This is a genomic window from Deinococcus sp. JMULE3, from assembly GCF_013337115.1.
In the GTDB taxonomy this organism is placed as follows: domain Bacteria; phylum Deinococcota; class Deinococci; order Deinococcales; family Deinococcaceae; genus Deinococcus.
The window spans coordinates 141,546-166,740 of sequence record NZ_SGWE01000001.1; the positions used below are offsets into that span (position 1 = coordinate 141,546).

The window sequence follows — 25,195 nt, forward strand, 5'->3', positions numbered from 1 at the left end:
GCAGGTCAGCACCAAGTCATGTCCGGATATACCGAACAGCACATCGGGAGGCATCGACCCTCTCCTTCCGCCTCATCCAGCTCATTTTCGCCGTTTCGTTTTCTGGCGAGCGGCCGACAGCCCCTGCGCCGCCCGGTACGCCTCCACCCGCTCGGGCGTCAGCTGACCGCGCGAGACCGCCCTCTGCACCGCGCAGCCCGGCTCCGCGCCGTGCGTGCACTTCCGGAAGCGGCAGTCGGCGGCCAGCGCCTCGATGTCCTCGAAGCCCGCCGCCGCGTCGTCCCTCCAGACCTCGATGTCCCGCAGGCCCGGGTTGTCCACCAGCACGCCCCCGCCCGGCAGGCGGTACAGCGTGCGGGCGGTCGTCGTGTGCCGCCCCTCGCGCGTCGCGCCGACCTCGCCCGTCTGCGCGGCCTCGCGGCCCAGCAGGGCGTTCGTCAGGGTGCTCTTGCCCATCCCCGACGACCCGATCAGCGCCGCCGTCTCACCGGGACCGATCAGGGCGCGGACCTCGGCCACCCCCTCGCCCGCCTTCGCGCGCAGGGGCAGCACCGGGACCGCCGGGTCCAGGGCCCGCAGGCGCGCCAGCACCGCCTGCGGATCACGGGTCAGGTCCACCTTGTTCAGCAGCAGCGCCGCCCGCGCCCCCCCGGCCCGCACCGCCTCCAGGTACCGCGACAGGCGCGCCTCGTCGATGTCCCCGTCCGGCGCGGTCATGACCAGCACCACGTCCACGTTCGTGCTGAGCAGCTGCATCCCGGACTGCACCGCGCGGGCCAGCCGCGTACGGCGGGGCAGCACCGCGTGCACGCGCATCGGGGCGTCCGGCACCGGCTCGGCCAGCACCCAGTCGCCCACCACGGGCGTCACGTCCGCCTGCCGCAGCGTCCCGGCGAACACCGACTCCTGCGGGCCGCCCTGCGTCCAGAGGGTCGCCGTGTTGCGCCCCACGCCCGCCACCCGCCCCGGCAGCAGGGTCAGGCCGGGCGCGGCGAGCCTCACCTCCTGCGCGGCCTGCTCGAACTCCGGCGTCCAGCCGATCTCGGTGAGGTTCAGGTCAGGGACGCTCAACGGGCACTCCGGGCGGCAACGGACAGGAAGGCAGTCATCCGGCCCAGGGTAGCCGCTGCGCGCGCCCCGTGCCCAGTGAAGTGGCACAGTCGAAGCAGCACAGTCGGGATTCACAGTCAGGGCGCACCCGGCCCCACCCCGTCCATCCAGCCAGGGCCACTCCCCCATCCGTTGCCGGGCGCACGCCACAGGCGCGGTGCGGCATCCTGTGAGGCATGATTCGACCCCCTGCCGCCTTCACGCCCCGGCCCCCACGGACCGCACCGGAGCCCGCGTGAGGTTCGACGCGCCCCGCGCGCCGCTGCCCGACGAGAAACTCAGCCTGCAGGAGCGGCTGCGTGACCTGCGCGCCACCCTGGCGCTGGTGTGGCAGGCCAGCCCGCTGCATGCCGGGACGTACGCCGCGACCAGCCTCGCCGGAAGCGCGCTGCCCGCCGCGAACCTGTACGTCGGCAAGCTCCTGCTGGACGAGGTCGCCCGCGCCGCGCAGGGACAGGTCACGTACCGCGCGCTGCTGACCCTGCTGGCCGTGCAGGTCACGCTGGTCGTCGTGGGGAACCTGATCAGCACCGTGCAGAACGCCTCGCAGCAGCTGCTCGGGGACGCCCTGCAGCACTCGGTCAGCCGCCGCATCCTGAACAAGGCCACCACCCTGAGCGTCGAGGCCTTCGAGAACGCCGACACCTACGACCGCCTGCAGCAGGCGTGGCGGGAGGTCGGCTCGCGGCCACTGGGCGTCGCCACGCAACTCGTGTCCCTGGCGGGCGCGGTCGTGACGCTGGGCTCGGTGGGCGCCCTGATGAGCACGCTGGGCCCCTGGGTGCTGCCGCTGGTGATCCTGGCGAGCATCCCGGGCGTGATCGTCAGCAACCGCTTCGGGGTGGAAGGTTACCGGATGCTGCGCCGCCAGACGCACGACTCGCGCGTGCAGAACTACCTGGGCAGCCTCCTGACCAGTGACGCGCTGGTCAAGGAGGTGCGCCTCTTCGGCTTCGAGGGGTACCTGCTGGGCCGCTGGCGCGAGTACTACCTGGGCTTCCGCCGCCAGCTGGTCACGCTGGTGCAGCGCCGCTCGGCCTGGGGCTTCGGGGCGGGACTGCTGAGCGCCCTGCTGATCGGGCTGGCCAGCGCCCTGATCCTGCGCCGCGCCGCCGACGGGCAGATCAGCGTCGGGGACTTCAGCGTGTTCGTGCTGGGCATCACGCAGATCCAGGGCACGGTCAGCAACCTCCTGAACGGCTTTTCCGCCATCTACCAGAACCTGCTGTACATGCGCAACCTCTTCGCGTTCCTGGAACTCCCCACCCGCGACCTCGACGCCGGGGAGGTCTGGAGCGGCCCCATCCACACCATCGAATTCCGGGACGTCAGCTTCCGCTACCCCCTGACCGAGCGGGACGTCCTGCGGGGCGTGAACTTCACCGTGCGGCGCGGCGAGGCCCTCGCGCTGGTCGGCGAGAACGGCGCGGGCAAGACCACAGTCGTGAAACTCCTGACGCTGCTGTTCGCCCCGACCGGCGGGCAGATCCTCCTGAACGGCATGGACGCCGCGCGCTTCAGCCCGCGCAGCGTTCAGAAGGAGATGAGCATCATCTTCCAGGACTTCGGGCAGTACCAGATGACCGCCCGCGACAACGTCGCCCTGGCCGAGGTGAGCCGCCTGGACGACGCGGCGGGCGTCGAGGCCGCCACCGACCGCGCCGGGGCCGAATTCGTCGGCACGCTGCCGCAGGGCCTCGACACCCCGCTGGGCCGCCTGTTCCAGGGCGGACGGCAGCTGTCCGGCGGGCAGTGGCAACGCCTCGCGCTGGCCCGGCTGTACTTCCGCGACGCCTCCGTGCTGGTGTTCGACGAACCCACCGCCGCCCTCGACGCCCGCGCGGAATTCGAGACCATCCAAGCGCTGCGCGAACAGACCCGCGAACGCATCACCCTGCTGATCTCGCACCGCTTCTCCACCGTCCGGCTGGCCGATCAGATCGTCGTCCTGAACGGCGGCGAGATCGTCGAGAGCGGCAGCCACGAGGACCTGATGACCCTCGGCGGGCGCTACGCCACGCTGTACGACCTCCAGGCACGCGGGTACGCCTGACCGATCCTGCCGCCTGACCGATCTCGCCATCCAGCCACCATCGGCAACCCCGATCTTCCACCTCCCGCGCGCGGCCTACACTGCGCTCATGCTTTCAGCGCGTGCGCGGTGGTTCCCGGTGGTGGTCGTGGTGGTGACGGTGCTGGCGCTGCTGCTGGCGGCGGGGGCGCGCAGCGCGCCGGGGGTGTTCCTGTTGCCCATGCAGGACGCGCTGGGCCTCAGCCGGGGGACGCTGTCGCTGACGGCCAGCCTGGGGCTGCTGGTGTTCGGGCTGGCGGCGCCGCTGTCGGGCCGCCTGATGGACCGCTTCGGGCCGAGGCGGGTGGCGGGCGCGGGTCTGCTGCTGGTGGCGGTCAGTTTCGCCTTGAGCACGCGGGTGGGCAGCGCGCTGGGCCTGCACCTGACCTGGGGTCTGCTGAGTGGGCTGGGAACCGGGCTGGTGGGGAGCGTGCTGGGCGCAACGGTCGCGACGCGCTGGTTCGTGCGGCGCCGGGGCTGGTGGTGGGGCTGTTCGGCGCGGCGACGAGCGCGGGGCAGCTGCTGTTCATTCCGCTGCTGACCCGCTGGGCGCAGACGGTGGGCTGGGCGCAGGCGACGCTGATCGTGGCGGGCGCCGCGCTGCTCCTCACGCCGCTGCTGTTTTCGCTGCTGCGGGACCGCCCGGAGGACGTGGGCCTGCGCCCGGACGGGGAGGTGGCCGCCCCGGACGCTCCGCCCGTCGCGCCACCCGTGCCGGACGCGGGCGTGATGGCGCGGGCGCTGCGGCACCGGGACTTCTGGCTGCTGAGCGTCACGTTCTTCGCGTGCGGCTTCACGAGCAACGGCATCATCGGCACGCACTTCATCGCGTACTGCGGGGACCTGGGCCTGGGCGCGACGTTCGCGGCGGGCACGCTGGCGCTGATGGGTGCCTTCAACTTCGTGGGCACCCTGGCCAGCGGGTACCTGACGGACCGGGTGGATCCCCGGCTGCTGCTCGCGTCGTACTACGTGGTGCGCGGCCTGAGCCTGGCGCTGTTGCCGCTGGTACCACCCGGCATGGCGTTCACGATCTTCGCGGTGCTCTTCGGACTGGACTACATCGCGACCGTGCCGCCCACCACCGCCCTGACCGCCGACACCTTCGGCCGGGCGAACGTCGGCACGGTGTACGGCTGGATCTTCTGCGCGCATCAGATCGGCGCGGCCCTGGCATCCTGGCTGGGCGGCGTCACCCGCGACGCGCTGGGCAGCTACGCCCCGGCGTTCCTGGCATCGGCGGTGCTGGCCGTCGCGGCCGGCGCGCTGGCTCTGCGCGTCACGCCCCCGGCCCGGCGGGCGGTGCGGGCCGGATAGAGGGGCCGGTCTGTGACGCCCGGCCCCTCGTAAGAGACGCTCAGCTGCCCTCGTGCCGCCCCCCACCGGGCGGGCCGCCCAGGGGCCGCATCACGTTCTGCCGCTTTCGGATGACCTCGGCCAGTTCCTGCACGGCGGCGTTGGTGGTCTGCTGGCCCTGCACGACGCTGGCCAGGGCGGCAATGAGCGGGGTGATGGCGTCGCCCGGCGGGTCGGCATCCGGCAACTGGACCGTGGGAGCCGGTCGTTCGCGCAGGGCGGCGATCAGCGGGGCCAGCAGGGGCTGAAGTTGCGCGGCCAGCGGCTCGGCCGGAGCGGCGGACGGCGCAACCCGAGAGGCCGGTTGGGGCAGACTCAGGCGGTCCAGGCCGCCCGCGATGTCGGCCAGCTGCGCGACCATCCGCGCGCCGGTGTCGCCATCGGCGGCGCCCATGCGGCGTTCGCGGGCGTAGTTCTCGCGGATCTGCGCCCAGCGCGCGGCCTGCTCGGGGGTCAGCGTGCCGCGCAGTTCGGCGAGCTTCAGGAGGTTCTCCTCCGCGCCGGTCGTGAGGAGCTGCGCCTCGCCGCGGTAGTGGTCGCCGATCACGCCGTCGAGTTCCGCGTCGTTCATGACCGGGCTGAGCTTCTCGGCGATCTTGTTCATGTTGCGGTAGCTGCCCTGGAGCTTGAAGGGCGGTTCGGTCCGGTCGCGGTCGGCCTGGGCGGCGCTGGCGATGTACGCGGCGTTCACGCGGGCCAGGGTGTCGCGGGCGCGCAGCAGCAGGCGCAGCGTGGCGAGGATCTCCGTGAGTTCCGCCTCGCTGTACGGGTGCGACAGCTCGCCGGGGTCCTCGTGGCCCTGTGCGCGCGCGACGAGCTTCGGAATGTCGGTCAGGTCCCGCCCGGCAAGCGGCGCGAGCACGGCATTGCTGGTGAGGCTGTTCTCCACGTACGAGAGCAGGAAGGCGTCCTGCATGCCGCCGAGCACGTCGCCGAGGTTGTACACGTCGGCGCGGTTGGCGAGCATGTCGGGAATGCGGAACACCTCGCCGGTCTCCGTGTAGGGGTTCCCGGCCATGACGACCGCGAAGCGCCGCCCGCGCAGGTCGTAGGTGCGCGCCTCGCCGTTCCAGACGCCCTCGATGCGGCGGGTGCCGTCGGTCAGGGCGATGAATTTCTGCAGGAATTCCGGGTGGGTGTGCTGGATGTCGTCCACGTACAGCATGACGTTCCCGCCCATCTCCAGCGCGAGATTGAGTTTCTCCAGTTCCTGGCGGCTGGCGGCGTCCGGGGCCTGCGCCGGGTCGAGGGAGCGCACGGCGTGGCCCAGGCTGGGGCCGTTGACGCGCACGAACACGAGGCCCAGGCGGTGCGCGACGTATTCCATCAGGGTGGTCTTGCCGTAGCCGGGCGGCGAGATGAGCAGCAGCAGGCCCATCAGGTCGCTGCGTTTGCCGTCCCCGGCCGCGCCGATCTGCTTGGCGAGGTTGTCCCCGATCAGCGGGAGGTACACGTCGGTGATCAGGCGGTTGCGCACGAAGGACGTCAGCGGGCGCGGCTGGAATTCCGCGAGGCGCAGCCGCGCCCGTTCTCGGGTCAGCACGGTCTGCCGCTGCGCCTGGAAGGCCTGAAGGCCCGGTAGGAAAGTGCGGGCGTGCGTGGCAAGGCGGGCGAGCAGGTCGTCTGCCTGGAGGTGCAGCGTGCCGCCCTGGAGGCGCGGGTGGTCGCTCAGGAGGCCGGTGACGGTCGCGTCCAGCGTGACCGCTCGCGACTGGGCGCGCAGGGTGTCCCCGTAAAGGCGCAGCGCCACCGCCTCGGGCACGAAGCGTGCCAGGGCGCGGGTGTCGTCCCGGCCGGTCAGGGCGTCCAGCCACGCGCGCGTCAAGGTCCAAGCCTGCGCCGGGTCGTCCCGCAGGGCGTCCAGGCTGACGCGCAGGGCGTCGGGCTGCCCAGCGGCGCGCAGCTGCCCGTCCAGCGCGGCGTTCAGGTCGGCGGCGGCCTGCGTGAACGGGAACGCGCCGCCTGCGTCCGGTGCAGCCTCGGTCAGGAACGCGGCGGCCTCCGGAATCACGGTGTCAGGAACAGGAAGGGGCACGCGGGTCAGGAATTCACGCAGCGCGCCCTCCAGCGCCGTGCGGGCGTCCGCGAGGGCCGCGCCGCTGCCCAGCAGGGCCTGCACCGCCCGCGCGGACGTCAGGCGCGCCGCCCAGGTCGCGTCGGCCTGCGCCCAGAACGCGGCGGCCAGCGCGCGCGCGCCCGGCGGGGCGACGAGCGGCCCCGCGGCGTCCAGCAGGGGCAGCAGCGCGTTCAGGATCAGCGCCGCGTCGTGGTCGTGCACGCCCCGCTGGAAGCCCTGGCGGTAGCGGGCGGCGGCGAACGTGGCGACCAGTCCGGCCCGCGCGTCCGGCGTCATGCTGCGCAGCGCGTCCAGGGTCAGGCCCTCCTGCCCCGCCCGCGCGGCGGCCAGGACCTCCCCGGCCAGGAATTCCGCGCGGGACAGGTCCGGGGATTCGCTCTCCAGCGTCACGTCCCAGTACGCGCGGCCCGCGTCGAGGACCGGGTCGCGCAGCGGCTCCATGAACTGCGTGCCGGTCAGGTGCAGCGCCAGGTGATCGCCGCGCGGCAACAGCGTCAGGTCCAGTGCCTGCGTGTTCACGCTGAAGCGGTGGCGGCCCAGGCGGATCAGCGCGCCGCCGTCCCCTTCCAGGTCGGCGCGGTCACGCAGGGTGCGCAGCGCCTGATCGCGCGCGGCCTTCAGGCGGGCCTCGATGTCCCCGGCGCGGACGCTGTCGCCCAGTTCAGTCAGTTTCAGGGTGAGGTCGCGCAGTTTCAGTACGAGCGCGTCCCCGGCGAAGAAGCCGTTCAGGGCGTCCTGATCGCTCAGGCGCGCCGCGCGCGCCGGGAGGCCCGCCAGAATGCGGTCGGCAGCGTCCGCGACGCCCTGCGCGCGGCGCTGCCTCTCGTCAAGCAGGGCCTGACGGCGGGACTCGAAGGCTTCGACGGTCTCCTCGCGCCGGGCGAGGATGTCCGGCAGGAACGCCTCGTGCTCCCCGAACTGCCCTTCCAGCTCTTCCAGAGCCAGCAGCGCGCGGGACAGGCCCTCCTCGGCCTTTTCAGGCGTGTCGGCGGTGCCGAGCGCACCCGTGACGGTCTGCGCGAGCAGCGCCAGCTGCGCCGCGAAGCGCGCGGTGAGTTCCCCGCTGCCCAGGCTACGGCGCTGCCCCTCGGCGCGGGCGCGCACGCCGTTCAGGCGGCCGTACAGCGCCGAGACGCCCTCAACGACCTGGGTGCGCTGCACCGGGTCCTCGGCGGGCAGCGAGCCCAGCAGGTCCGACAGGACGTCCAGTTCGGTCGCCAGGGTGCCCAGCGTGTCCAGCGCCGCGGCGAGCTCGCGGGTGGTGCCCGCCGCCTCCACCTGCGCGTTCAGCGTGTCGAGCTGCGCGTGGAACGGGGCCAGGGCCGCCGGGTCCGCGAGGTAGCTGCCGGTCGCGCCGCCCACCCGCGCGTGCGCGGCCTGCACGTCCGCCAGCAGGGCGTCCACGGCGCCCACGTCGATGGAGCGGGTCTCGCGCACCGTCAGCAGGCGGGCGCGCAGCGCGGTCAGTTCGGCCAGGGCGGTCACGAACTCCGGCAGGCTGCGCCACCCCTCCGGGTCGAGGGTCGTCAGGCGGCGGCGGACCGCCCCCTGCACGTCCGCGAGGGTCTGGGCCGCCTGGGCGCGCAGGGCCTGCACCTTCTCGAACTCGTCGAGGACCGCCTCGGCAGCGGCGGTGACGTCGCGCAGCAGCGTGCGCGCGCCGCCCGTGTGCTCGTCGTCGAGCCAGTGGTGCGTGTCCGGCAGGCGGCGGGCCTGCTCGGCCAGCGCGGCGTACTGGGCAGCGGTGACCTCCGGCGTCTGCGCGGCCCGGGCCAGGGCGAGCAGGTTCGACACGCCCCGCACGAGTTCCGCGTTCCCCAGCCGCCCCAGGAAGGACGTGCCGGGCGGGCGCTGCGCGGCGAACACGTCGCTCGTGAAGGGCGTCTGCCACACCTGCACCGCGTGCACCTGGGTGGGTTCGGCCTCCGCCTGGAACAGCACCATGCGCCCGTCGGGCAGCGCGGCGTCCCCGTGGGCGCTGATGGGCGTCTGCACCTCGCGGCGGATCAGGTTGTACACCAGCAGGGCGCTGCGGCCCGAGTCCTGATCGTAGAAGACGAACAGCACGTCCTCGCCGTTCGGGCTGCGCACGACGCGGTCGAGCGCCATGCCGGGCGTGAAGCCCTCGAAGGCGCGGTGCTCGCCGCCCGGCAGGTAATACCCGCCGGGGAAGACGATCCCGTGCTCCTCGGGCAGCTGCACGCAGCCGCGCGTGATCGCGTCCTCGCGCGTGACCCGCCCGGTCAGCGTGTCGAAGATCAGGCCGCGCCACGTCTTCTCGCGGTACGGCAGCACGCGCAGGAGGATCAGGCGGCCCACCCGCGCAAACTCGAAGGTCGCGTCGTCCAGACCCTGCGTGCGCTCCTCGACGGGCTCGCTGTAGATGCCCTCACCGGTCTCGGTGTTGTTCTCGACCTTCACGGTCAGCGTGCCGCCCGCCGTCTCCACGAACAGCGTGTCCAGGATGTTCAGGTGCGGAAAGCGCCCGCTGACCTCCTGATCGCGCCCGGCGCGGGTCCACTCGAAATCGAAGGGCGGCAGCGGGCTGAGGTCCCGCTCACCGCGCGCGTCGAGGTACCGCGCGCCCTCCCCGGTCAGGTCCCAGCGGAACACCCGCCGGTCGGTCAGGCGCTCCCCGATCTGGAACGACGCCAGCAGCCGCCCCGCGCGGATCTCCAGTTGCAGCAGCCGCGCGTGCCGGTAGTACGCGTACAGTTCCTCGAAGTCCCGCACGAACGCCGGATCGGTCAGGAACGACCCCTCCAGCGCGGCAGGCTGCACGTCGAACGCGCCGCCCTCATGCGTCAGGCGGTACAGCGCGAACACGTCCGCCAGTTCCGTGCGGGCCTTCAGGCCGTGCGTGACGTTGAAGCCGAACAGCATCACGTCCCCGACCTGCACCAGATCCCGACCCACGCTGGCCTGCGCGGTGCGGATGTGCGCCCGGCCCAGCAGGCTCAGGCGGCTGTCGCCGTACTCCGCGACGCGCGCGGCGTTCAGCCCCTCGGCAGCCGCGCGCACCTGGGCGCCCAGCGCGTCCAGGCGGCGGCGCAGCACCTCGAAGCTCCCGCCCGTCTCGGTTCCCGGTGCGCCCGCACCCGGCGTTGGTTCCTGCGTCATCCTCTCCCCCATTCACTCCGGCGCGCGCGCCACTCGGCCCCACCCGACCACTCCACTCCAGGGAAGGCGCGAGGAGGCTGCATCCGGCCTCTTCCGGTTTCCCGCCTCATACGGGTTCCGTCTGTTCCATTGAGAACCCGGAACTTCACCGGGTTGCCAATTCCACGTCCGGAACCCGCTCCACTCCTCCACTGCTGCGCAGCTCTGCGAGTCGCATCCGCTCGGATTGAACGGTTTTGGCAAACCATTCAATCGGAGTCGGCCTCAGTTGGGGCGGTTCTCCCGCTGCACGTTCACGCCGAAGCGGTTCAGGACACTCTGGAACAGCGGGCTCTTCTGCGTGAAGCCCTCCACGGCCTTGCCGAGGCTCAGGGCCCTGGTGAGCGCCTCGAACATGCCGCCCTCGCCGCCCACGAGGTCGATCTTCGCGTTCTTCAGCGCGGCGGCGATGACCTCGGCGTTCTCGCGGCTGATCTCCTTCCCGGCCTCGATGGACGCCAGGGCCTGCTGGAGGCTGGTTTCCAGTGCCATGCGGTATTCCTCGTGGCTGCGGGCGTCGGCGCTCATGCGGTCCATCGCGCCGAACTTGGCGGTCAGGCCCTCGGCCTCGGCGTTCATGCGGTCGCGGGTGGCGCTCGCCTCGGCGGCCCCCAGCGCCTCGGTGGCCGTGGCTTTCGCCTGACCGAGGCGGGTTTCGCCCTCGGCCTGCGCGCCCAGCCGCTCGGCGAGGACGCGGGCCTCGTTCTGCCCGAGTTTGAGGTTCGCGTCGGCCTTGACCTCGATCACGCGGGCCTCGGCCACGCCGGTCTTCTCCAGGGCGCTGGCGTTCGCTTCCTGCACCATGACCTGCGCGAGCCCAGGCGCGGCCTGCTCGACCCGGACGGCGTCCGCGAGGAGTTTCTTCGCCTCGGCCTGACGCGAGGCGGCGTCGAATTCTGCCTGCGCGATGGTGGTCAGCTCCGCGGCGCGGTGACGGGCGGCGGTTTCGGCGGCCTCGGCGGCCTTGACCTCCTGCACGAGCTGTTCCTGCGCCTGCGCCTCGGCCTGCATGACGCGCACCTGCTTGGCGCGGTCGGCGGCGCTCACCTCGCGCACCTCGTTGATGCGCTCCTCCTCGACAGCGACGGTCTTGTCGATGGCGATGCGTTCGCGGGTGATGTTCGCGACGTCCATGACGCCCTGCTCAACGTTCTTGTCCCGTTCGATCTCCTGGAGTTTCACCTCGCGGTCGGTGGTGACGGCCTCCATCTTCGCGGCGCGGGCCACGCGCTCGGCCTCGATGGCGATGGCGCGTAGCCTCGCCTGCTCGGCGATCTCGACCTGCCGCTGGCGTTCCTGCTCGCGGATCTCGACCTGCTCGGTCGTCTGGATGCGGGCCTGTTCGGAGATGAGGCGCTGCTCCTCGCGGACGCGCTGCGTCTCGGCGTTCTCGCGGGCCTGGATGGTCTCGATCTCGCGTTTCTGCCGCGCCTCGGCCTCGGCCTGCTGGCGCTCGAGGGCCAGGGTGGCCTCGCGGGTCTCGACGTTCTTCTTCGTGACGGCGAGGTGCTCGTTCTGCGAGAGTTCGTTCGTGACGATGTTCTGCGCGGCGGTCAGCTGCGTGATCTTGCGGATGCCTTCGGCGTCCATGATGTTGTTCTGGTCGAGCATACTCTTGGGCGTCTGCTCGAGGTAGTCGATCGCGACGTCTTCGAGGACGTAGCCGTTCAGGTCGCGGCCGATCACGGCGACGACCGCGTCGCGGAACTCCTCGCGCTTCTCGAACAGTTCGATGAAGTCGAACTTCTTGCCCACCGTCTTCAGCGCCTCGCTGAACTTGGCGTTGAACAGTTCGTCCACGGCGTTCAGGTCGCTCGCGCGGCTCGCGCCGATGGATTTGGCGACCTTCAGGACGTCCTCGGTGGTCTCGTTGACGCGCAGGTAGTACGCGACCGTGATGTCCGCGCGGATGTTGTCCTTGCAGATCAGGCCTTCCTTGCCGCGGCGGTCGACCTGCAGGGTGATCAGGCTGATGCGCATGATCTCGGCCTTGTACAGCACGGGGATGACCAGCGCGCCGGTGAAGCGCACCTTGGGCCGCGCGGAGAGGTCGTTCACGATCAGCGCGGTGCCCTGCTCGACTTTCATGTAGAAGCCGCGCACCAGGGCGACGAGGATCATCAGGGCGACGAGCACGATCGCCAGGCCGATCAGGAAGGGCAGAATCACGGAAAGGTCAGGCATACGTCCTCCAGGCAGGAAAAGGGGAAGTTCAGGGTCGGGGGTTCAGGAATGGGTCGGGTCGGCGCGGCGGACGGTGAAGATGTGGGTGGCCGGGTCGTGCTCCACGAGGATCACGCGTTCGCCGCGCAGCAGGGTGTCGCCGTCGCTGCGGGCGTCGAGCATCAGGCCCGCGCCGCCGTCCTGGACGCTCACGCGGCCAGAGGCGGCGAGCGTGCCGGACTCGACGACCGCCACGCGGCCCAGCAGTTGCGTGCGCGCCAGGGCGTCCTGCCCCTGCACGAAGCGCCGCAGGGGTCGCGCGACCGCCCGCGCGGCCAGCGCGCCGAGCACCGCGGAACCGAGCAGCAACGCAACGGCCACAGGGCCGCGCCCCGCGGGGGCGACGAGCGGCAGGAGCAGCAGCTGGCCCAGGTAGCAGGTCAGCCAGCCGGTCAGGGTCAGGGCCAGCGCGACCGGCAGCAGCGGCACGCCGTTCAGGCCGACCCGCACGAGCAGGCTGTCGAGCAGCCCTTCGCCTCCACCGGAGATACCGTCGATGGCGCCGAGCAGGGCCAGCAGCGCCGCCGCCGCGATCACCGTCAGCAGGGCGGTCCAGGGCGCGGTCGGGAAGGACAGCGCCACGTGCAGGAACTCGGTCATGCCGGGTGGCCAGGGGGAACCATGCCGGGCACCCTAGCGCCCGGCGCGGCGCGGCGTTGCCACATCTGAGCACCCGCACCGGGCGGGTCCGTGGCCAGGGAAGGCCAGAACTTCAGGAACCGCCAATCGGGGATGCTCATGCACCTCAGTACGGTCTCATGGTGCGCCGGGTTCCCGGCGCCCGGCCCTGCCGCGCCGCGCGGCCACACGGTCACCTGGCTCAGCGCGGCTGCTCACCGCTGGGCCGCGGTGGTCTGGGCCGCGCGTGCTCGTGCCCCAGGGGCAGTACCTCGGCCCGCAGGACCGCGCCGAGTCCGGTGCGTTCGCGGCGCAGCACGTCCAGCACGCGCCAGTGCCCCAGCGTGTCCAGGTGCAGAACGTCGCCCGGCTGCGGCGTGCGGTTATGCCAGCGCAGGGTCATCTGCACCCCGGTACCGTCGGCGATCAGGTCGGCGACGTGCTCGTCGGGCAGCCGGTGGGTGCGCATGGGTTCACTGTGCGGCACGGGCGCCGCTGGTGTGTCAGCCCCGTGAGGGCTGTCTAGAGCGGGACTCCGGCGACCCTGAGTCGAGCAGGGCCGCCGGGGTCCGGACGCGGGGTCAGCCGCGCAGCAGCGCGCGGAGTTTCTCGGTGTCGGCGTGGAAGCCGCGGATGCCCTCGGCGAGTTTCTCGGTCGCCATGGGGTCGCTGGCGAGCGCCCAGCGGAAGTCCGCTTCCGTCAGGGTGGGTTCGGTCTGCGTGGCCGCTTCGGGTGTCAGGACGCGCTCAAGGTGCCCCTCGTCGGCGGCGAGTTCACCGAGCAGCTGGGGGCTGACGGTCAGGCGGTCGCACCCGGCGAGGGCCTTGACCTGCTCGGCGCTGCGGAAGGACGCGCCCATCACGACGGTCGGGTAGCCGTGCGTCTTGAAGTGGTGGTAGATCTCGCGGACGCTCTTCACGCCGGGGTCCTCGTCCACGGGGTAGCTGTCCTTGCCCTCGGCCTTCTTGTACCAGTCGGTGATGCGGCCCACGAAGGGCGAGAGCAGGTACGCCCCGGCCTGCGCGGCGGCGATCGCCTGCGCGAGGTTGAACACCAGCGTGAGGTTGCAGCGGATGCCCTCGGCTTCCAGGACGCGGGCGGCCTGCACGCCTTCCCAGGTGGTGGCGAGCTTGATCAGGATGCGCTCCCTGCCCACGCCCTGCTGCGCGTACAGGTCGATCAGGTGGCGGGCCTTGGTGACCATGGCGTCCGCGTCGAAGGACAGGCGGGCGTCCACCTCGGTGCTGACGTAGCCGGGCACGATCTTCGTGAGTTCGGTGCCGATGGCGACGGTCAGGAAGTCGATGGCGGCGTCCACGTCGTCCATGGCGCGCGCGTCCTGCAGCAGGTTGGCGTAGCCGCTGAGGGTGGCGGCCTTGAGGATCAGGCTGGGGTTGGTGGTGCAGTCCTGCGGCTGGTACTGCCGGATGGCGTCCAGGTCGCCGGTGTCGGCCACGACGACCGTCATCTGCTTGAGCTGCTCGAGTGCGTTCATGGGTGTCTCCTTGCGGGCGCGGCCGGTGCGGGTTGCGGGGCTCGCGCGCGGCTCACCCCTGAGGGTGGCGCGTTTCCGAGCTTTCCACCCTACAGGAACTCTTCACGCATGCGCCCTGGACAGGTGGGGCGGGCCGCGCGTCCCCCTGGGCGCGGCGTAGCCTGCCGGGCATGACCGCACCCGATTCCATCCTCAGCGAGGCCCAGGCGGCCGTGGTGGCGCGCGCCGCGCAGGCGATCCGGGAGCACGGCCCGGCCTGCGAGGCGGCGCAGGACGTCACCCCGCAGGCCGCCCGCGCCCTGTCGGAGAGTGGGTACACGCGCCTCACGCTACCCGAAGCCCGTGGGGGGCTGGGCGCCACGCTGACGCAGTTCGCGCGGGCGCAACTGACCCTGGGCGAGGCCGGGGCCGGGCTGGCGCTGGTCCTGGCGATGCATGGGCATGTGACGGGCGCGGCCTTCCAGGGGCGCACGCTGCCGGAACCGCTGCTGGAGACGCTGGCCGGGGCGTGCGGGCGCGGCGAGCTGCTGAACGCCCTGGCGAGCGAGCCGGAACTGGGCAGTCCGTCGCGGGGTGGGCTGCCCCGCACCCGCGCCGAGGCGGACGGGACGGGCTTCGAGAGCGGCGGGTGGCGCCTCACGGGCCGCAAGACCTGGAGTACCGGCTCCCGCGCGCTGACCTGGGCGATGGTCACGGCGGCCACACCGGACGGGCAGGTGGGCCGGTACCTCGTGAATCTGCGCGGGCCGGGCGTGCGGACCGAGCCGACCTGGGTGAACGCCCTGGCGCTGCGCGGCAGTGGCAGTCACGACGTGGTGTTCGAGGGGGCTCCGGCGGTCCTGCACGCCCCCCCGGCCCCGGCGCACCCGGCGAGCAGCGCGTGGTTCTGGACGGCGGTGGCCGCGACGTACCTGGGGGTGGGCTTCGCGGCGCTTCACGCCCTGCGCGAGTATGCCCATGCGCGGGTGCCCACGGCGCTGGGCGCCCCGATCGCGACGCTGCCGCGCGTTCAGGAGCAGGTGGGGCGGATCGGCGCGGAGCTGCTGGCCGCGCAGGCGTTGCTGCTGCACGCCACGCGCGCCTGGGACGGGCAGCCCGGCGCGGATACCGTGCCGCTGATCGGCGCGGCGAAGGTCGTGGGGACGAACGCCGCCGTGACCGCCACCGACCTCGCGGTGCGCGCGGCGGGCGGCGCGGCCCTGACGGCGGCCCTGCCGCTGGAGCGGCTGCTGCGCGACGCCCGCGCGGGCCTGACCCACCCGCCCGGAGACGACAGCGCCCTGACGGCGTTCGGCGCGGCACTGCTGTCCGGACGTGCGCCCTGATCCGGCGCGCCCGGGCCTACGATGTGGGCATGCCTGACCACATGACGCTGACCGTCCCGCAGCTGGTGGAGTGCGCCCGCGTCCTGGCCCTGCCGGGTCAGCGGCGCGTCCTGGGCCTGACCGGCAGTCCCGGCGCGGGGAAGTCCACGCTGGCGGCGGCCCTGCAGTCGGCGCTGGGGGATCAGGCGGCGCTGCTGCCCATGGACGGCTTTCACCTCGCCAACGAGGAACTGCGCCGCCTGGGGCGCGCCGGGCGCAAGGGCGCGCCGGACACCTTCGACGTGGGCGGCTACGCGGCGCTGCTCGCCCGCGTGCGGGCGCAGGAGGAGGACGTGGTGTACGCGCCGCGTTTCGACCGGCACCTGGAGGAGAGTATCGGCAGCGCCCTGCCCGTCCCGCGCGCGGCGCCGCTGGTGATCACCGAGGGGAACTACCTGCTGCTGGACGGCCCGTGGGCGGCCGTACGGGAACAGCTGGACGAGGTGTGGTTCCTGGCCCCGCCGGACGACCTGCGCCGCGCCCACCTGATCGCGCGGCACGAGGCGCACGGCAAAGGCGCGCAGGCCGCGCGGGACTGGGTGCAGGACGTGGACGACGCGAACGCCCGCCTGATCGAGGCGGCGCGGGACCGGGCCGACCTGATCGTGACGCTGGACTGGACCTGATGGTCAGTGCAGGTCGTCGGGTTCGGTGGGGGGCGTGAGGGGCTCGGTCGGGTCACTGGGCAGTGGAGTGGAGGGCGGGACCGGCTGGCCCTGGACCTCGATGTCGGCCAGTGCGCCGAGCAGCCATTCGATCTGCTGGGCGTTCGCCTGCTCGTGAGGGTCAGACATGCCCGCATGGTGGCACCTGAATCGGGCGCGCGTTGCCACAGGTGACACACCCGCGGCGCCCGCACGCTTGAGCTGACCTTCATGACGTCCGCGCGGCCCGCACCGTGATGGTGGGGGCCGCGCGGGAACGCCGTTCATGAAGGGGGTCGGTCAGCCGAAACGGCCGGTGACGTACGCCTCGGTGCGCTCGTCGCGCGGCGCGGTGAAGATCTGGTCCGTCACGCCGTGCTCGACGAGGTCGCCGTTCAGGAAGAAGCTGGTGGTGTCGCTCACGCGGGCCGCCTGGTGCATGTTGTGCGTGACGATGATGATGGTCGTGACCTTTTTCAGGTCGGTCATCAGGTCCTCGATCTTGGCGGTGCTGGCGGGGTCGAGGGCGCTGGTGGGTTCGTCCATCAGGAGGATCTCGGGTTCGACGGCCAGCGCGCGGGCGATGCACAGGCGCTGCTGCTGCCCGCCGCTCAGGCCGGTGGCGGGGGTCTTGAGGCGGTCCTTGACTTCCTCCCAGAGGGCCGCGCCGCGCAGGGAGCGTTCGGCGATCTCCATCAGGCGTTTCTGGTCGCGCATCCCGGCGAGTTTCAGGCCCGAGACGACGTTCTCGAAGACGCTCATGGTCGGGAAGGGGTTGGGTTTCTGGAAGACCATGCCGACGCGGCGGCGCATGGTGACGGGGTCGACGCCGCTGCCGTACACGTCCTCGCCGTCGAGGAGGATGGTGCCCTCGACCCGCGCGCCGGGCGTGAGGTCGTGCATGCGGTTGATGGCGCGCAGGAAGGTGGTCTTGCCGCAGCCGCTGGGGCCGATCAGGGCGTTGACACTGCCGCGTTCCACGCGGAGGTTGACGTTTCGCACGGCCTGTTTGTCGCCGTAGTAGATGTTGACGTTCTGGGCGTCGAGGATGGGGGTCACGGAATTCTCCTTGTCACTTCGGTTGAACGGTGTTCAACCCGAGCGGATGCGAGTGGGAGGGGGCTGGGGGCCGGGCGCGGAGTGGACGGCGCCCGCTTATTTGCGGCGGCTGGCGCGGCGGGCCAGCAGGCTGGTGAGGAAGATCAGGGTGATCAGCAGCAGCGCGCCGGCCTTGGCGAGGCGCTGGTTCTCGTCGTAGGCGCTGGTCGCGCCGCGGTAGATCTCCAGGGGCAAAGCGCTCATGGGTTTGGTCGGGTCAAGGTTGATCTGGCTGTTGCCGAACGCGGTGAACAGCAGCGGCGCGGCCTCACCAGCGACGCGGGCCAGGGCCAGCATCACGCCGGTGACGATGCCGCCGGCGGCGGCGGGCAGCACGATCCGCAGCGTGACCAGCCACTTGGGCAGGCCCAGGGCCAGTCCGGCCTCGCGGACGGTCTGCGGGACGAGTTTCAGGACTTCCTCGGTGGTGCGCACGACGATGGGGATCATCAGGAAGCCCAGCGCGACGGCGCCCGCGAGGCCCGAGAAGCCGAACTGCAGGACGATCAGGCCATACGCGACGAGGCCCATGACGATCGCGGGAATCCCGGCGAGGACGTCGCTGATCATGCGGATGGTGGGCATCAGCGGGTGGCGGGGGTACTCGGCGAGGAAGATCCCGCCGGACACGCCGACCAGCACGCCCAGGACGCTGGCCATGGCGAGCATCTCGATGCTGCCGAGGATCGCGTTGGCCAGTCCCCCGCCGGTTTCCCCTTCGGGCGCGGGGACCTTGGTGAAGAAGTCGAGGTTCATGGCGCCCAGGCCCTCGCGGATCAGGTACGCGAAGATCAGGATCAGCGGCGCGACGACGATGCAGGTCGCCAGGACGATCAGGCCGCCCATGACGAGGTTCTTCGCGCGCCGGGCGGGACTCAGCTGGTGGCGGGTGCTTTTGGGGGTGGTTGCGGCGCTCATCACTGGATTCCCTTGGGTGTCAGGCGGGCGATGATCAGACGGGCAATGTAGTTCACGACGACGCTCAGGAAGAACAGGCTCAGGCCGAGCGTGACCACGCTGGAGCGGTGCAGGGCTTCCTGCGCGTCGCCGAACTGGTTGGCGATCACGGAGGCCATGGTGCTGGCGTTGCCCCAGATGCTCTTGAGGATGTCCTGGCTGTCCCCGATGACCATGGCGACGGCCAGCGTCTCGCCGAGCGCGCGGCCCAGCGCGAGGATCACGCCGCCCATGATGCCCGCGCGGGCGTACGGAAGGATCGCCCGCGAGATGACTTCCCACTTCGTGGCGCCCAGCGCGTACATCGCTTCACGCTGGTCCTGCGGCACGAGGCGGATGACGTCCCGCGCGACCGACGCGGTGTACGGCAGGATCATGACGGTCAGGATGATGATCGCCAGGGCCAGGCCGCGCCCGGCGGCGCTGCTGGGCACGAAGAAGCATTCCAGGCTGGTCTGGTTGTTGTTCCACAGTTCGGTGCAGCGCGTCAGGGTCTGGACGTTCTCGGGGCTGGTGAAGAAGTTCGTCTGCCACCTGCCGAGGATCGGGGCGATCACGAACAGCGCCCACAGGCCGTACACGACGCTGGGCACCGCGGCGAGCAGTTCGATCAGGTAGCCGACCGGGTTGGCGAGCCACTTGGGGGCGTACTCGGCGACGAACAGCGCGCTGGCGATCGCCAGGGGCACGCTGATGGCGAGCGCGGCGATGCTGGTGACCAGCGTCCCGGCGATCATGGCGGCCGCGCCGAACTCGCCGGTGACGGGATTCCAGACGCGGCTGGTGAAGAAGTTCAGCCCGAACTTCTGCAGGGCGGGCCAGGATTCGGTGCCGAGCTGGTAGACGCTCAGGACGAACACGAGCACGATCACGGCGGCCAGCGTGAGGATCAGGCCCTCGAACACGCGGTCGCTGACGCTGCTCAGTCGGCGGGGGAGGCGGTGCGTTTGCTCATGGTTTCGTGACCCCTTCGGGACTCATGGACCCAGTTCACCCGGTTTTCGTCAGGCGACGGTCAGCCCACCCGCTTCAGGTGCGGGCAGGCTGGTCAGAAGCGCGCGGCGTACCCGTTGCCTGGGCACGCCGCGCGGTCGAGCTTGGGTTCAGATCTTCTTGCCGCCGTAGGTCATCTTGCCGATGATGCTCTTGGCCTTGTTCACCACGGTGTCGGGCAGCTTCGCGTAGTCCAGCGCCTCGTTGTACTGCTGGCCGCTCGTGACCATCCAGGTCAGGAGTTTCTTCAGCGCGGCGGCCTGGGCCTGGCTGCGGCCGCTGTAGTTCTGCTCCTTGTAGAAGATCAGGTACGTGAAGCTGGCGATGGGGTACGCGTCGGCGTTGGCGCTGTTGGTCAGGCTGACGCGGGTGTCGGCGGGAATCACGACGCCCTTGGCGGCCAGCGCGGCGGGCCCGTTGTCGGCCAGCACGAACTTCCCGGCGCGGTTCTGCACCATGCCGAAGGGCAGTTTGTTCTGCTTGGCGTACACGAGTTCCACGTAGCCGATCGCGCCGGGGGTGCTCTTCACGACGCCAGCGACGCCGTCGTTGCCCTTGGCGCCGGTGCCGACGGGCCACTGCAGGCTGTTGCCCACGCCGACCTTGCTCTTCCACTCGGAAGAGACCTTGCTCAGGTAGTCGGCGAACACGTAGGTGGTGCCGGAGCCGTCACTGCGGCGCGCCACGGTGATGGGCAGCGGGGGAATGGTCACGCCGGGGTTGATGGCGGCGATAGCCTTGTCGTTCCAGGTCTTGATCTTGCCGAGGTAGATGTCGGCCAGGACCTTACCGGTGAACTTCAGCGGCGCGGTGACGCCGGGGAGGTTGTAGGCGGGCACGACGGCGCCAATGGCGGTGGGGATGTGCAGCAGCGCGGCGGGGGCGGCCTTCATGGCCTCGTCGCTCATGGGGTTGTCACTGCCCGCGAAGTCGACGGTGCGTTCGGTGATCTGCTTCTGCCCGGCGCCACTGCCGACGGACTGGTAGTTCACGCTGACGCCGGTGTCGCTCTTGTACTCAGCGAACATCTTGCTGTACAGGGGGAAGGGGAAGCTGGCCCCGGCGCCCGTCAGGCTGGACTGCGCGCTGGCGGTGGTCACGGCGAGGGCGGCGGCGAGGACGAAGATCTTCTTCATGCGGCGCAGTCTGCCCGGCGATTGTCAGCGCCGCGTCACGCGCCGCGCAGAGGGGTCTGCCGGGTGCGTTCGCCGGGCAGGACAGCGCGGAGGGACGCCGCGCTTGTGCAGGCGTCCCTCCGTCCGGTCAGCCCTGGATCAGGGGCAGGCGATGATGTCCGGGGCCTCGCCGCCCGCCGTGCGCAGGCAACCGCCGTTGGGCAGCACGCTGACGGTCTGGGTGGTGGTGGCGGTCGCGCCGCTGTTGTCGGTCACGGTCAGGCGGATGACGTAGGAACCGTCCATGTCGTAGTAGTGGTCGACGCTGGGCGTGGTGTACGTCATGCCGTCGCCCATGTCCCACAGGTACGAGACGATGCTGCCGTCCGGGTCGTAGCTGGTGCTGTTCGCCACGACGCGCCCGAGCAGGCGGGTGACGGTTTTCGTGAAGCTGGCGACCGGCAGGGCGTTCCCGCCGCTGCTGACCGTCACGGTCTGTGAGGTGGTGCTGCTCAGGCCCCCGGCGTCGGTGACGGTCAGGGTGACGGTGTACGTCCCGGCGGCGGCGTAGGTCTTGCTGACGCTGCTGCCCGAGGCGGTGGTGCCGTCCCCGAAGTTCCAGCTGTACGCGATGATGTTGTTGTCCGGGTCGGTGCTGGTGCTGGTCAGGGTGGCCGTAAGGCCGCTGACGCTCTGGGCGAAGCTGGCGCTGGGCGCGCTGTTCACCACGGGCTGCGGGATGAACAGCAGGCGGTTGGGGCTGCCGGTCCCCGCCCCGGTCACGACGCCCGTGGTGGCGTTCGCGATCAGGGTGCTGGCGACCTGCGCGGGCGTGAAGCCGGGGTTCGCGGAGAGGATCAGTGCAGCGGCGCCCGCGACGTGCGGGGAGGCCATGCTGGTACCGGTCAGGGTGGCAGTGCCCGTGTCACTGGTGTGGTAGTCGCTGGCGATGTCGGTGCCGGGCGCGAAGAGGTCCAGGCAGCTGCCGAAGTTGCTGCTGCTGGCGCGCGCGTCGGTTCTGGTGGTGTTCCCGACCGTGAGGGCGGACGGGGTGCGGGCCGGACTGTAGTTGCAGGCATTCGCGCCGTTGTTTCCGGCGGCGACGACCATGGTCAGGCCGCTGTTCACGGCGCCGGTCACCGCGTCGTCGATGGACTGGTTGGCGCTGCCGCCCAGGCTCATGTTCGCCACGGCGGGACCGGTGCGGTTGCTGGCGGCCCAGTTGATCCCGGCGATCACGCCGGACCAGGTGCCGCTGCCGCTGCAGCCCAGGACCTTCACGGCGACCAGCCGCACGCCCTTGGCGACCCCGGCCCAGCTGCCGCCGGTGGTCCCGGCGACGTGGGTGCCGTGGCCGTTGCAGTCGGTGTTGGTGCCGTCCCCGGTGGTGTTGGTGCCCCAGACGGCCCGGCCGCCGAAGTCGGTGTGGGTGGTGCGGATGCCGGTGTCGATGATGTACGCGGTGACGCCGGGGGCGGTGTCGTTGTAGACGTACTGGCCGTTCAGGGGGAGGTTGCGCTGGTCGATGCGGTCCAGGCCCCAGGGCGGGCTGTACTGGGTGAGATTGGCGGTGGCGACGCCGTCCTGCTCGACGTATTTCACGCGCGGGTCGGCGCGGAGCTTCTGGAGGTTGGCGGGGCTGAGGGTCGCCGCGAAGCCCTGGAGGACCTGGGTGTAGACGTGCTGGACGCGCACGCCCGCAGGGTCGAGCTTGAGCTGCGAGACGACGGACTGGCTGCTCAGGCGTTCGCCGTTCTTGAGCACGACGATGTACTGGCCGGGGATGGCGCCCGGCGTGTCGGTTCCCAGCAGGGGGGCCTGCCCGGCTTCGGGCGTGGAGCCGTTCTGGCTGCACGCGGCGAGCAGGGCGGTCAGGGTGACGATCGGGAGGATGCGGGACGGGTTCATGGTGGACCTCCGGTGCTGGGTTGTGATTCACCCCGGCAGACGCGACGCCGGTCCAGTCCGAGCGGGTCGTGACGGGGCGTGCGGCGGCGTTGTCGTGATGTATCCTGAGCTTACTTCCCGAGATGAGAATTTGATGTGCATCAATGTCAATTAAATGAAAACGGCCCCAAGTGGGGCCGCGGAGAAAACGAAACCGTCACAGGCTAGTACGGACCGCTCTGCCCGCCTCCATCGGTCTGACCGTGAATGTTCCCGGCCAGGTCGCGGGCGGCGCGGGCGAGCAGGGTGGTGTCCACGCCCGCCGCGATGAACGTGCAGCCCGCCGCGCGGTAGTGCGCGACCTGCGCTTCAGTACAGAGAATTCCGGCTGCCTTCCCCGCCGCGCGGGTGCGCCTGATGGCGTCCAGGATGGCGGCCTGCACGTCCGGGTGCGCGGGGTTCCCGAGGTGGCCCAGGCTGGCGCTCAGGTCCGCCGGGCCGATGAACACGCCGTCCACCCCCTCCACGGCCAGGATGTCGTCCAGCGCGACCAGACCAGCGGCACTCTCGACCTGCACCAGCAGGCACACCTGCTCGTCGGCGCGGTGCAGGTAGTCCGGCACGGCATTCCAGCGCGAGGCACGGGCGATGGCGCTACCCACGCCCCGCACGCCACGCGGTGGGTAGCGGGTCGCGGCGACGAGATCGCGGGCCTGCGCGCCGCTTTCCACCATGGGGACCAGCAACGTCTGCACGCCCAGGTCGAGGTACTGCTTGATCAGGTGCGTCTGCCCGACGGGAGGCCGCACGATGGGCGTCACCGGGTACGCCGCGAGCGCCTGGAGCACCAGAAGGGTGCTGCGCACGTCGTTCGGCGCGTGTTCGCCGTCGATCAGCAGCCAGTCGAAGCCCGCCCCGGCGATGATCTCGGCGCTGTACGGGTCGGCCAGCGCCAGCCACAGGCCCAGCTGGAACTCCCCGCGCGCCAGGGCCGCCTTCAGGGGGTTGTGCAGGTCCGGGGCATTCACCGCGCGAACCTCAGGGTGACGCTACCCAGCGGGCCGTAATCCGCGTGGAACAGGTCGCCGGGCGCGGCGTCCACCGGGCGCACGAACGACCCGGCCAGCACCGTCTCCCCTGCCCGCAGGGTCACGCCGTGCGGCGCGAGGCGGTTGGCGAGCCACGCCACACCCTCAGCCGGGTGATTCAGGACGCCGGCCGCCACGCCGGTCTCCTCGATCACGCCGTTGCGGAACAGCAGCGCACCCACCCAGCGCAGGTCCACGTCCGTGGGCCGCACGGGCCGTCCGCCGAGCACGATCCCGGCGTTCGCGGCGTTGTCGCTGATGGTGTCCGTCACCTTGCGGGTCGCGCCGGTCTCGCGGTCCACGCGTTCGATACGCGCGTCGATGATCTCCGCGGCGGGCACCACCCAGCGCGTGGCGTCCAGCACGTCCATGACCGTCACGTTCGGCCCGCGCAGGTCCTTCCCGAGGATGAACGCCAGTTCCACCTCCACGCGCGGCACGATGAAGCGCCCGGACGGGATGGGTTGCAGCTCGCTGAACACCATGTCGTCGAGCAGCGTCCCGTAGTCGGGTTCGTCGATGTTCACGGCCTGCTGCATGGCGCGCGACGTCAGGCCGATCTTGTGCCCGATCACCCGGCGGCCCTGCGTGAGCTTGTGGCTCACCCAGGCGTCCTGCACGCGGTACGCGTCCGCGATCGTCAGGCCGGGGTACTGGCCGGACAGCTGCCGCATGGGCACGCGGGACTGCTCGGCGGCGTGCAGGCGGCGCGCGGCGTCCTGCACCTGCGCGTCACTGAGGCCGCTCACGCCTGCTCCCTGCGGTAGCGGGCGTGGATGTTGTTGTGCTTGAAGGTCCCGGCCTCGCTGAACTCCGCGATCTCCAGCGACAGCGCCAGGTACCGGGACTCGACGTCGCTGGCGAAGTGGCTCTTGAGCACCTCGAACAGCGCCGCGCCCGTCTCGGCCTTCACGGTCTCGCTGCGCCCGGCGGCGATCTTCAGTGTGACGTGCACGAACGCGTCGTCATGCGCGCCGTCCGCGACGACGTACTCGGTCAGGCGGTGCGCGCGGGCGCGGATGCCGCCCGGCGGATACACGTCCGGGCGGGCCAGCAGCACCCCGTTCAGGGCGCGCAGCAGCTCCGGCACGCGCGGCGCCGTCAGGTTGTCGGTGTACTCCACAGTCAGGTGCGGCATCAGATCCGCTGCCCTTCCTGCGCGATCAGCGGCTCGGCGTCCTCCGACTCCCAGGCCACCGGGTTCTCCAGCGCGCCCAGCCCGTCGATCTCCAGGCGCATCACGTCGCCCGGCTTCACGTGCGACACGCCCTTCGGCGTGCCGGTCAGGATCACGTCGCCCGCCTGCAGGGTCATGAAACGGCTCATGAACTCGATCAGTTCCGGCCCGCGCAGGATCATGTCGCGCGTGTTGCCCTCCTGCCGCAGCTCCCCGTTCACGAACGCGCGCAGGCCCAGGTTGTACGGGTCCGGCACCTCGTCCGCCGACACGAGGTACGGCCCCAGCGGCCCGAACGTATCCCAGCCCTTGGCGCGCATGGGCGGGCGGTAATAGTTGCTCACGTAATCCCGCACCACCAGATCGTTCGCGATCGTGTACCCGCCGATGTAGTCTTCGGCGTCCTTCGCCTTCACGCGCCGCGCGTCCCGGCCGATCACGATGCCCAGTTCCACCTCGTAGTGCATGAACTGCGCCCCACGCGGGTACTCCACCGTCCCGCCGTGCGGCAGCAGACTGGTATTCGGCTTCAGGAACATCACCGGCTCCTCCGGCGTCTTGAAGCCCAGCTCCGCATTGTGATCGGCGTAATTCAGCGCCAGCGCGATCACCTTGCCGGGATTCACCGGCAGCAGGAACTGCACCTCGTCCGGACGGTGCGCCTCACCCGCCGCGTCGATCAGCAGGCCACCTTGCAGCACGCCACGGTGCTGACGGCCACGGGCCATAAAATTCGCAGTTTTCATTGGAAACCTCGGTTAG

The 25,195-nt window shown here is 71.2% G+C and carries 19 protein-coding genes and 1 pseudogene; 4 read left to right on the plus strand and 16 right to left on the minus strand.

Annotated features, from left to right (window positions below):
- Window positions 1–81: 81 nt before the first annotated feature.
- Complete coding sequence (rsgA, locus tag EXW95_RS00570) at window positions 82–1,071, minus strand: ribosome small subunit-dependent GTPase A (protein ID WP_254605367.1); 990 nt, start codon at window positions 1,069–1,071, stop codon at window positions 82–84.
- Window positions 1,072–1,345: 274 nt separating this feature from the next.
- Between rsgA and EXW95_RS00575 the strand changes: the two genes are divergently transcribed.
- Window positions 1,346–3,163 carry an ABC transporter ATP-binding protein gene (locus EXW95_RS00575; protein WP_174365880.1) on the plus strand — a complete coding sequence of 606 codons (1,818 nt, stop codon included), beginning with the start codon at window positions 1,346–1,348 and terminating at the stop codon, window positions 3,161–3,163.
- A 199-nt stretch (window positions 3,164–3,362) separates the two neighbouring features.
- Window positions 3,363–4,498 (plus strand): annotated as a pseudogene (locus tag EXW95_RS00580) (MFS transporter).
- Window positions 4,499–4,538: 40 nt separating this feature from the next.
- Here the strand turns inward: EXW95_RS00580 and EXW95_RS00585 are convergent.
- The 5 genes from EXW95_RS00585 to tal all read right to left on the minus strand — a co-directional run bounded on the left by EXW95_RS00585 (window position 4,539) and on the right by tal (window position 14,110).
- Window positions 4,539–9,734 (minus strand): DNA repair ATPase, encoded by a 5,196-nt coding sequence (locus EXW95_RS00585; RefSeq protein WP_174365881.1) that lies wholly within the window; start codon window positions 9,732–9,734, stop codon window positions 4,539–4,541.
- A 264-nt stretch (window positions 9,735–9,998) separates the two neighbouring features.
- Window positions 9,999–11,957: a hypothetical protein gene (locus EXW95_RS00590; RefSeq protein WP_174365882.1), complete on the minus strand. Its 1,959-nt coding sequence runs from the start codon at window positions 11,955–11,957 to the stop codon at window positions 9,999–10,001.
- A gap of 42 nt (window positions 11,958–11,999) precedes the next feature.
- Window positions 12,000–12,596, minus strand: coding sequence for an NfeD family protein (locus EXW95_RS00595; RefSeq protein WP_174365883.1), 597 nt, complete (start codon window positions 12,594–12,596; stop codon window positions 12,000–12,002).
- A 220-nt stretch (window positions 12,597–12,816) separates the two neighbouring features.
- The gene (locus tag EXW95_RS00600; RefSeq protein WP_174365884.1) at window positions 12,817–13,083 is read right to left on the minus strand and encodes a hypothetical protein; all 267 of its coding nucleotides are present in this window, start codon (window positions 13,081–13,083) and stop codon (window positions 12,817–12,819) included.
- A 112-nt stretch (window positions 13,084–13,195) separates the two neighbouring features.
- A complete protein-coding gene (gene tal, locus EXW95_RS00605; RefSeq protein ID WP_174365885.1) occupies window positions 13,196–14,110 on the minus strand; it encodes a transaldolase in 915 nt (304 codons plus the stop codon).
- 170 nt (window positions 14,111–14,280) lie between these two features.
- Between tal and EXW95_RS00610 the strand changes: the two genes are divergently transcribed.
- Together EXW95_RS00610 and EXW95_RS00615 are read left to right on the plus strand one after the other, a co-directional pair.
- The gene (locus EXW95_RS00610) at window positions 14,281–15,435 is read left to right on the plus strand and encodes an acyl-CoA dehydrogenase family protein (RefSeq protein WP_174365886.1); all 1,155 of its coding nucleotides are present in this window, start codon (window positions 14,281–14,283) and stop codon (window positions 15,433–15,435) included.
- A gap of 29 nt (window positions 15,436–15,464) precedes the next feature.
- The gene (locus EXW95_RS00615; RefSeq protein WP_174365887.1) at window positions 15,465–16,100 is read left to right on the plus strand and encodes a nucleoside/nucleotide kinase family protein; all 636 of its coding nucleotides are present in this window, start codon (window positions 15,465–15,467) and stop codon (window positions 16,098–16,100) included.
- A gap of 3 nt (window positions 16,101–16,103) precedes the next feature.
- On the opposite strand, the gene EXW95_RS00620 is transcribed toward EXW95_RS00615, so the two are convergent.
- The 10 genes from EXW95_RS00620 to EXW95_RS00665 all read right to left on the minus strand — a co-directional run bounded on the left by EXW95_RS00620 (window position 16,104) and on the right by EXW95_RS00665 (window position 25,179).
- Window positions 16,104–16,268, minus strand: coding sequence for a hypothetical protein (locus EXW95_RS00620; RefSeq protein ID WP_174365888.1), 165 nt, complete (start codon window positions 16,266–16,268; stop codon window positions 16,104–16,106).
- Between the two features lie 150 nt (window positions 16,269–16,418).
- Window positions 16,419–17,177 (minus strand): phosphate ABC transporter ATP-binding protein PstB, encoded by a 759-nt coding sequence (gene pstB / locus EXW95_RS00625; RefSeq protein WP_174365889.1) that lies wholly within the window; start codon window positions 17,175–17,177, stop codon window positions 16,419–16,421.
- Window positions 17,178–17,273: 96 nt separating this feature from the next.
- On the minus strand, window positions 17,274–18,134 hold the full coding sequence (pstA, locus tag EXW95_RS00630; protein WP_174365890.1) for a phosphate ABC transporter permease PstA: 861 nt from the start codon (window positions 18,132–18,134) through the stop codon (window positions 17,274–17,276).
- Window positions 18,134–19,078 (minus strand): phosphate ABC transporter permease subunit PstC, encoded by a 945-nt coding sequence (gene pstC, locus EXW95_RS00635; protein ID WP_371809852.1) that lies wholly within the window; start codon window positions 19,076–19,078, stop codon window positions 18,134–18,136. The genes pstA and pstC overlap by 1 nt, the downstream gene beginning before the upstream one ends.
- A 198-nt stretch (window positions 19,079–19,276) precedes the next feature.
- Window positions 19,277–20,302, minus strand: a complete 1,026-nt coding sequence (gene pstS, locus EXW95_RS00640; protein ID WP_174365891.1) for a phosphate ABC transporter substrate-binding protein PstS — start codon at window positions 20,300–20,302, stop codon at window positions 19,277–19,279.
- Between the two features lie 138 nt (window positions 20,303–20,440).
- The gene (locus EXW95_RS00645; protein ID WP_174365892.1) at window positions 20,441–22,189 is read right to left on the minus strand and encodes a S8 family serine peptidase; all 1,749 of its coding nucleotides are present in this window, start codon (window positions 22,187–22,189) and stop codon (window positions 20,441–20,443) included.
- A 203-nt stretch (window positions 22,190–22,392) separates the two neighbouring features.
- Window positions 22,393–23,196: a 4-hydroxy-2-oxoheptanedioate aldolase gene (gene hpaI, locus EXW95_RS00650; RefSeq protein ID WP_371809853.1), complete on the minus strand. Its 804-nt coding sequence runs from the start codon at window positions 23,194–23,196 to the stop codon at window positions 22,393–22,395.
- Window positions 23,193–24,005, minus strand: a complete 813-nt coding sequence (hpaH, locus tag EXW95_RS00655; protein WP_174365893.1) for a 2-oxo-hept-4-ene-1,7-dioate hydratase — start codon at window positions 24,003–24,005, stop codon at window positions 23,193–23,195. The genes hpaI and hpaH overlap by 4 nt, the downstream gene beginning before the upstream one ends.
- Window positions 24,002–24,394, minus strand: a complete 393-nt coding sequence (locus EXW95_RS00660) for a 5-carboxymethyl-2-hydroxymuconate Delta-isomerase (protein WP_174365894.1) — start codon at window positions 24,392–24,394, stop codon at window positions 24,002–24,004. The genes hpaH and EXW95_RS00660 overlap by 4 nt, the downstream gene beginning before the upstream one ends.
- The gene (locus EXW95_RS00665; RefSeq protein ID WP_174365895.1) at window positions 24,394–25,179 is read right to left on the minus strand and encodes a fumarylacetoacetate hydrolase family protein; all 786 of its coding nucleotides are present in this window, start codon (window positions 25,177–25,179) and stop codon (window positions 24,394–24,396) included. The genes EXW95_RS00660 and EXW95_RS00665 overlap by 1 nt, the downstream gene beginning before the upstream one ends.
- Between the last annotated feature and the right edge of the window lie 16 nt (window positions 25,180–25,195).

Coding starts and splice junctions, on each gene's coding strand:
- EXW95_RS00615 (WP_174365887.1), top strand. CDS start 15,465: ATGCCTGACCACATGACGCTGACCGTCCCGCAGCTGGTGGAGTGCGCC.
- EXW95_RS00585 (WP_174365881.1), bottom strand. CDS start 9,734: ATGACGCAGGAACCAACGCCGGGTGCGGGCGCACCGGGAACCGAGACG.
- EXW95_RS00595 (WP_174365883.1), bottom strand. CDS start 12,596: ATGACCGAGTTCCTGCACGTGGCGCTGTCCTTCCCGACCGCGCCCTGG.
- pstS (WP_174365891.1), bottom strand. CDS start 20,302: ATGAAGAAGATCTTCGTCCTCGCCGCCGCCCTCGCCGTGACCACCGCC.
- EXW95_RS00665 (WP_174365895.1), bottom strand. CDS start 25,179: ATGAAAACTGCGAATTTTATGGCCCGTGGCCGTCAGCACCGTGGCGTG.
- EXW95_RS00590 (WP_174365882.1), bottom strand. CDS start 11,957: ATGCCTGACCTTTCCGTGATTCTGCCCTTCCTGATCGGCCTGGCGATC.
- EXW95_RS00660 (WP_174365894.1), bottom strand. CDS start 24,394: ATGCCGCACCTGACTGTGGAGTACACCGACAACCTGACGGCGCCGCGC.
- EXW95_RS00600 (WP_174365884.1), bottom strand. CDS start 13,083: ATGCGCACCCACCGGCTGCCCGACGAGCACGTCGCCGACCTGATCGCC.
- pstA (WP_174365890.1), bottom strand. CDS start 18,134: ATGAGCGCCGCAACCACCCCCAAAAGCACCCGCCACCAGCTGAGTCCC.
- EXW95_RS00620 (WP_174365888.1), bottom strand. CDS start 16,268: ATGTCTGACCCTCACGAGCAGGCGAACGCCCAGCAGATCGAATGGCTG.
- EXW95_RS00645 (WP_174365892.1), bottom strand. CDS start 22,189: ATGAACCCGTCCCGCATCCTCCCGATCGTCACCCTGACCGCCCTGCTC.
- tal (WP_174365885.1), bottom strand. CDS start 14,110: ATGAACGCACTCGAGCAGCTCAAGCAGATGACGGTCGTCGTGGCCGAC.
- EXW95_RS00610 (WP_174365886.1), top strand. CDS start 14,281: ATGACCGCACCCGATTCCATCCTCAGCGAGGCCCAGGCGGCCGTGGTG.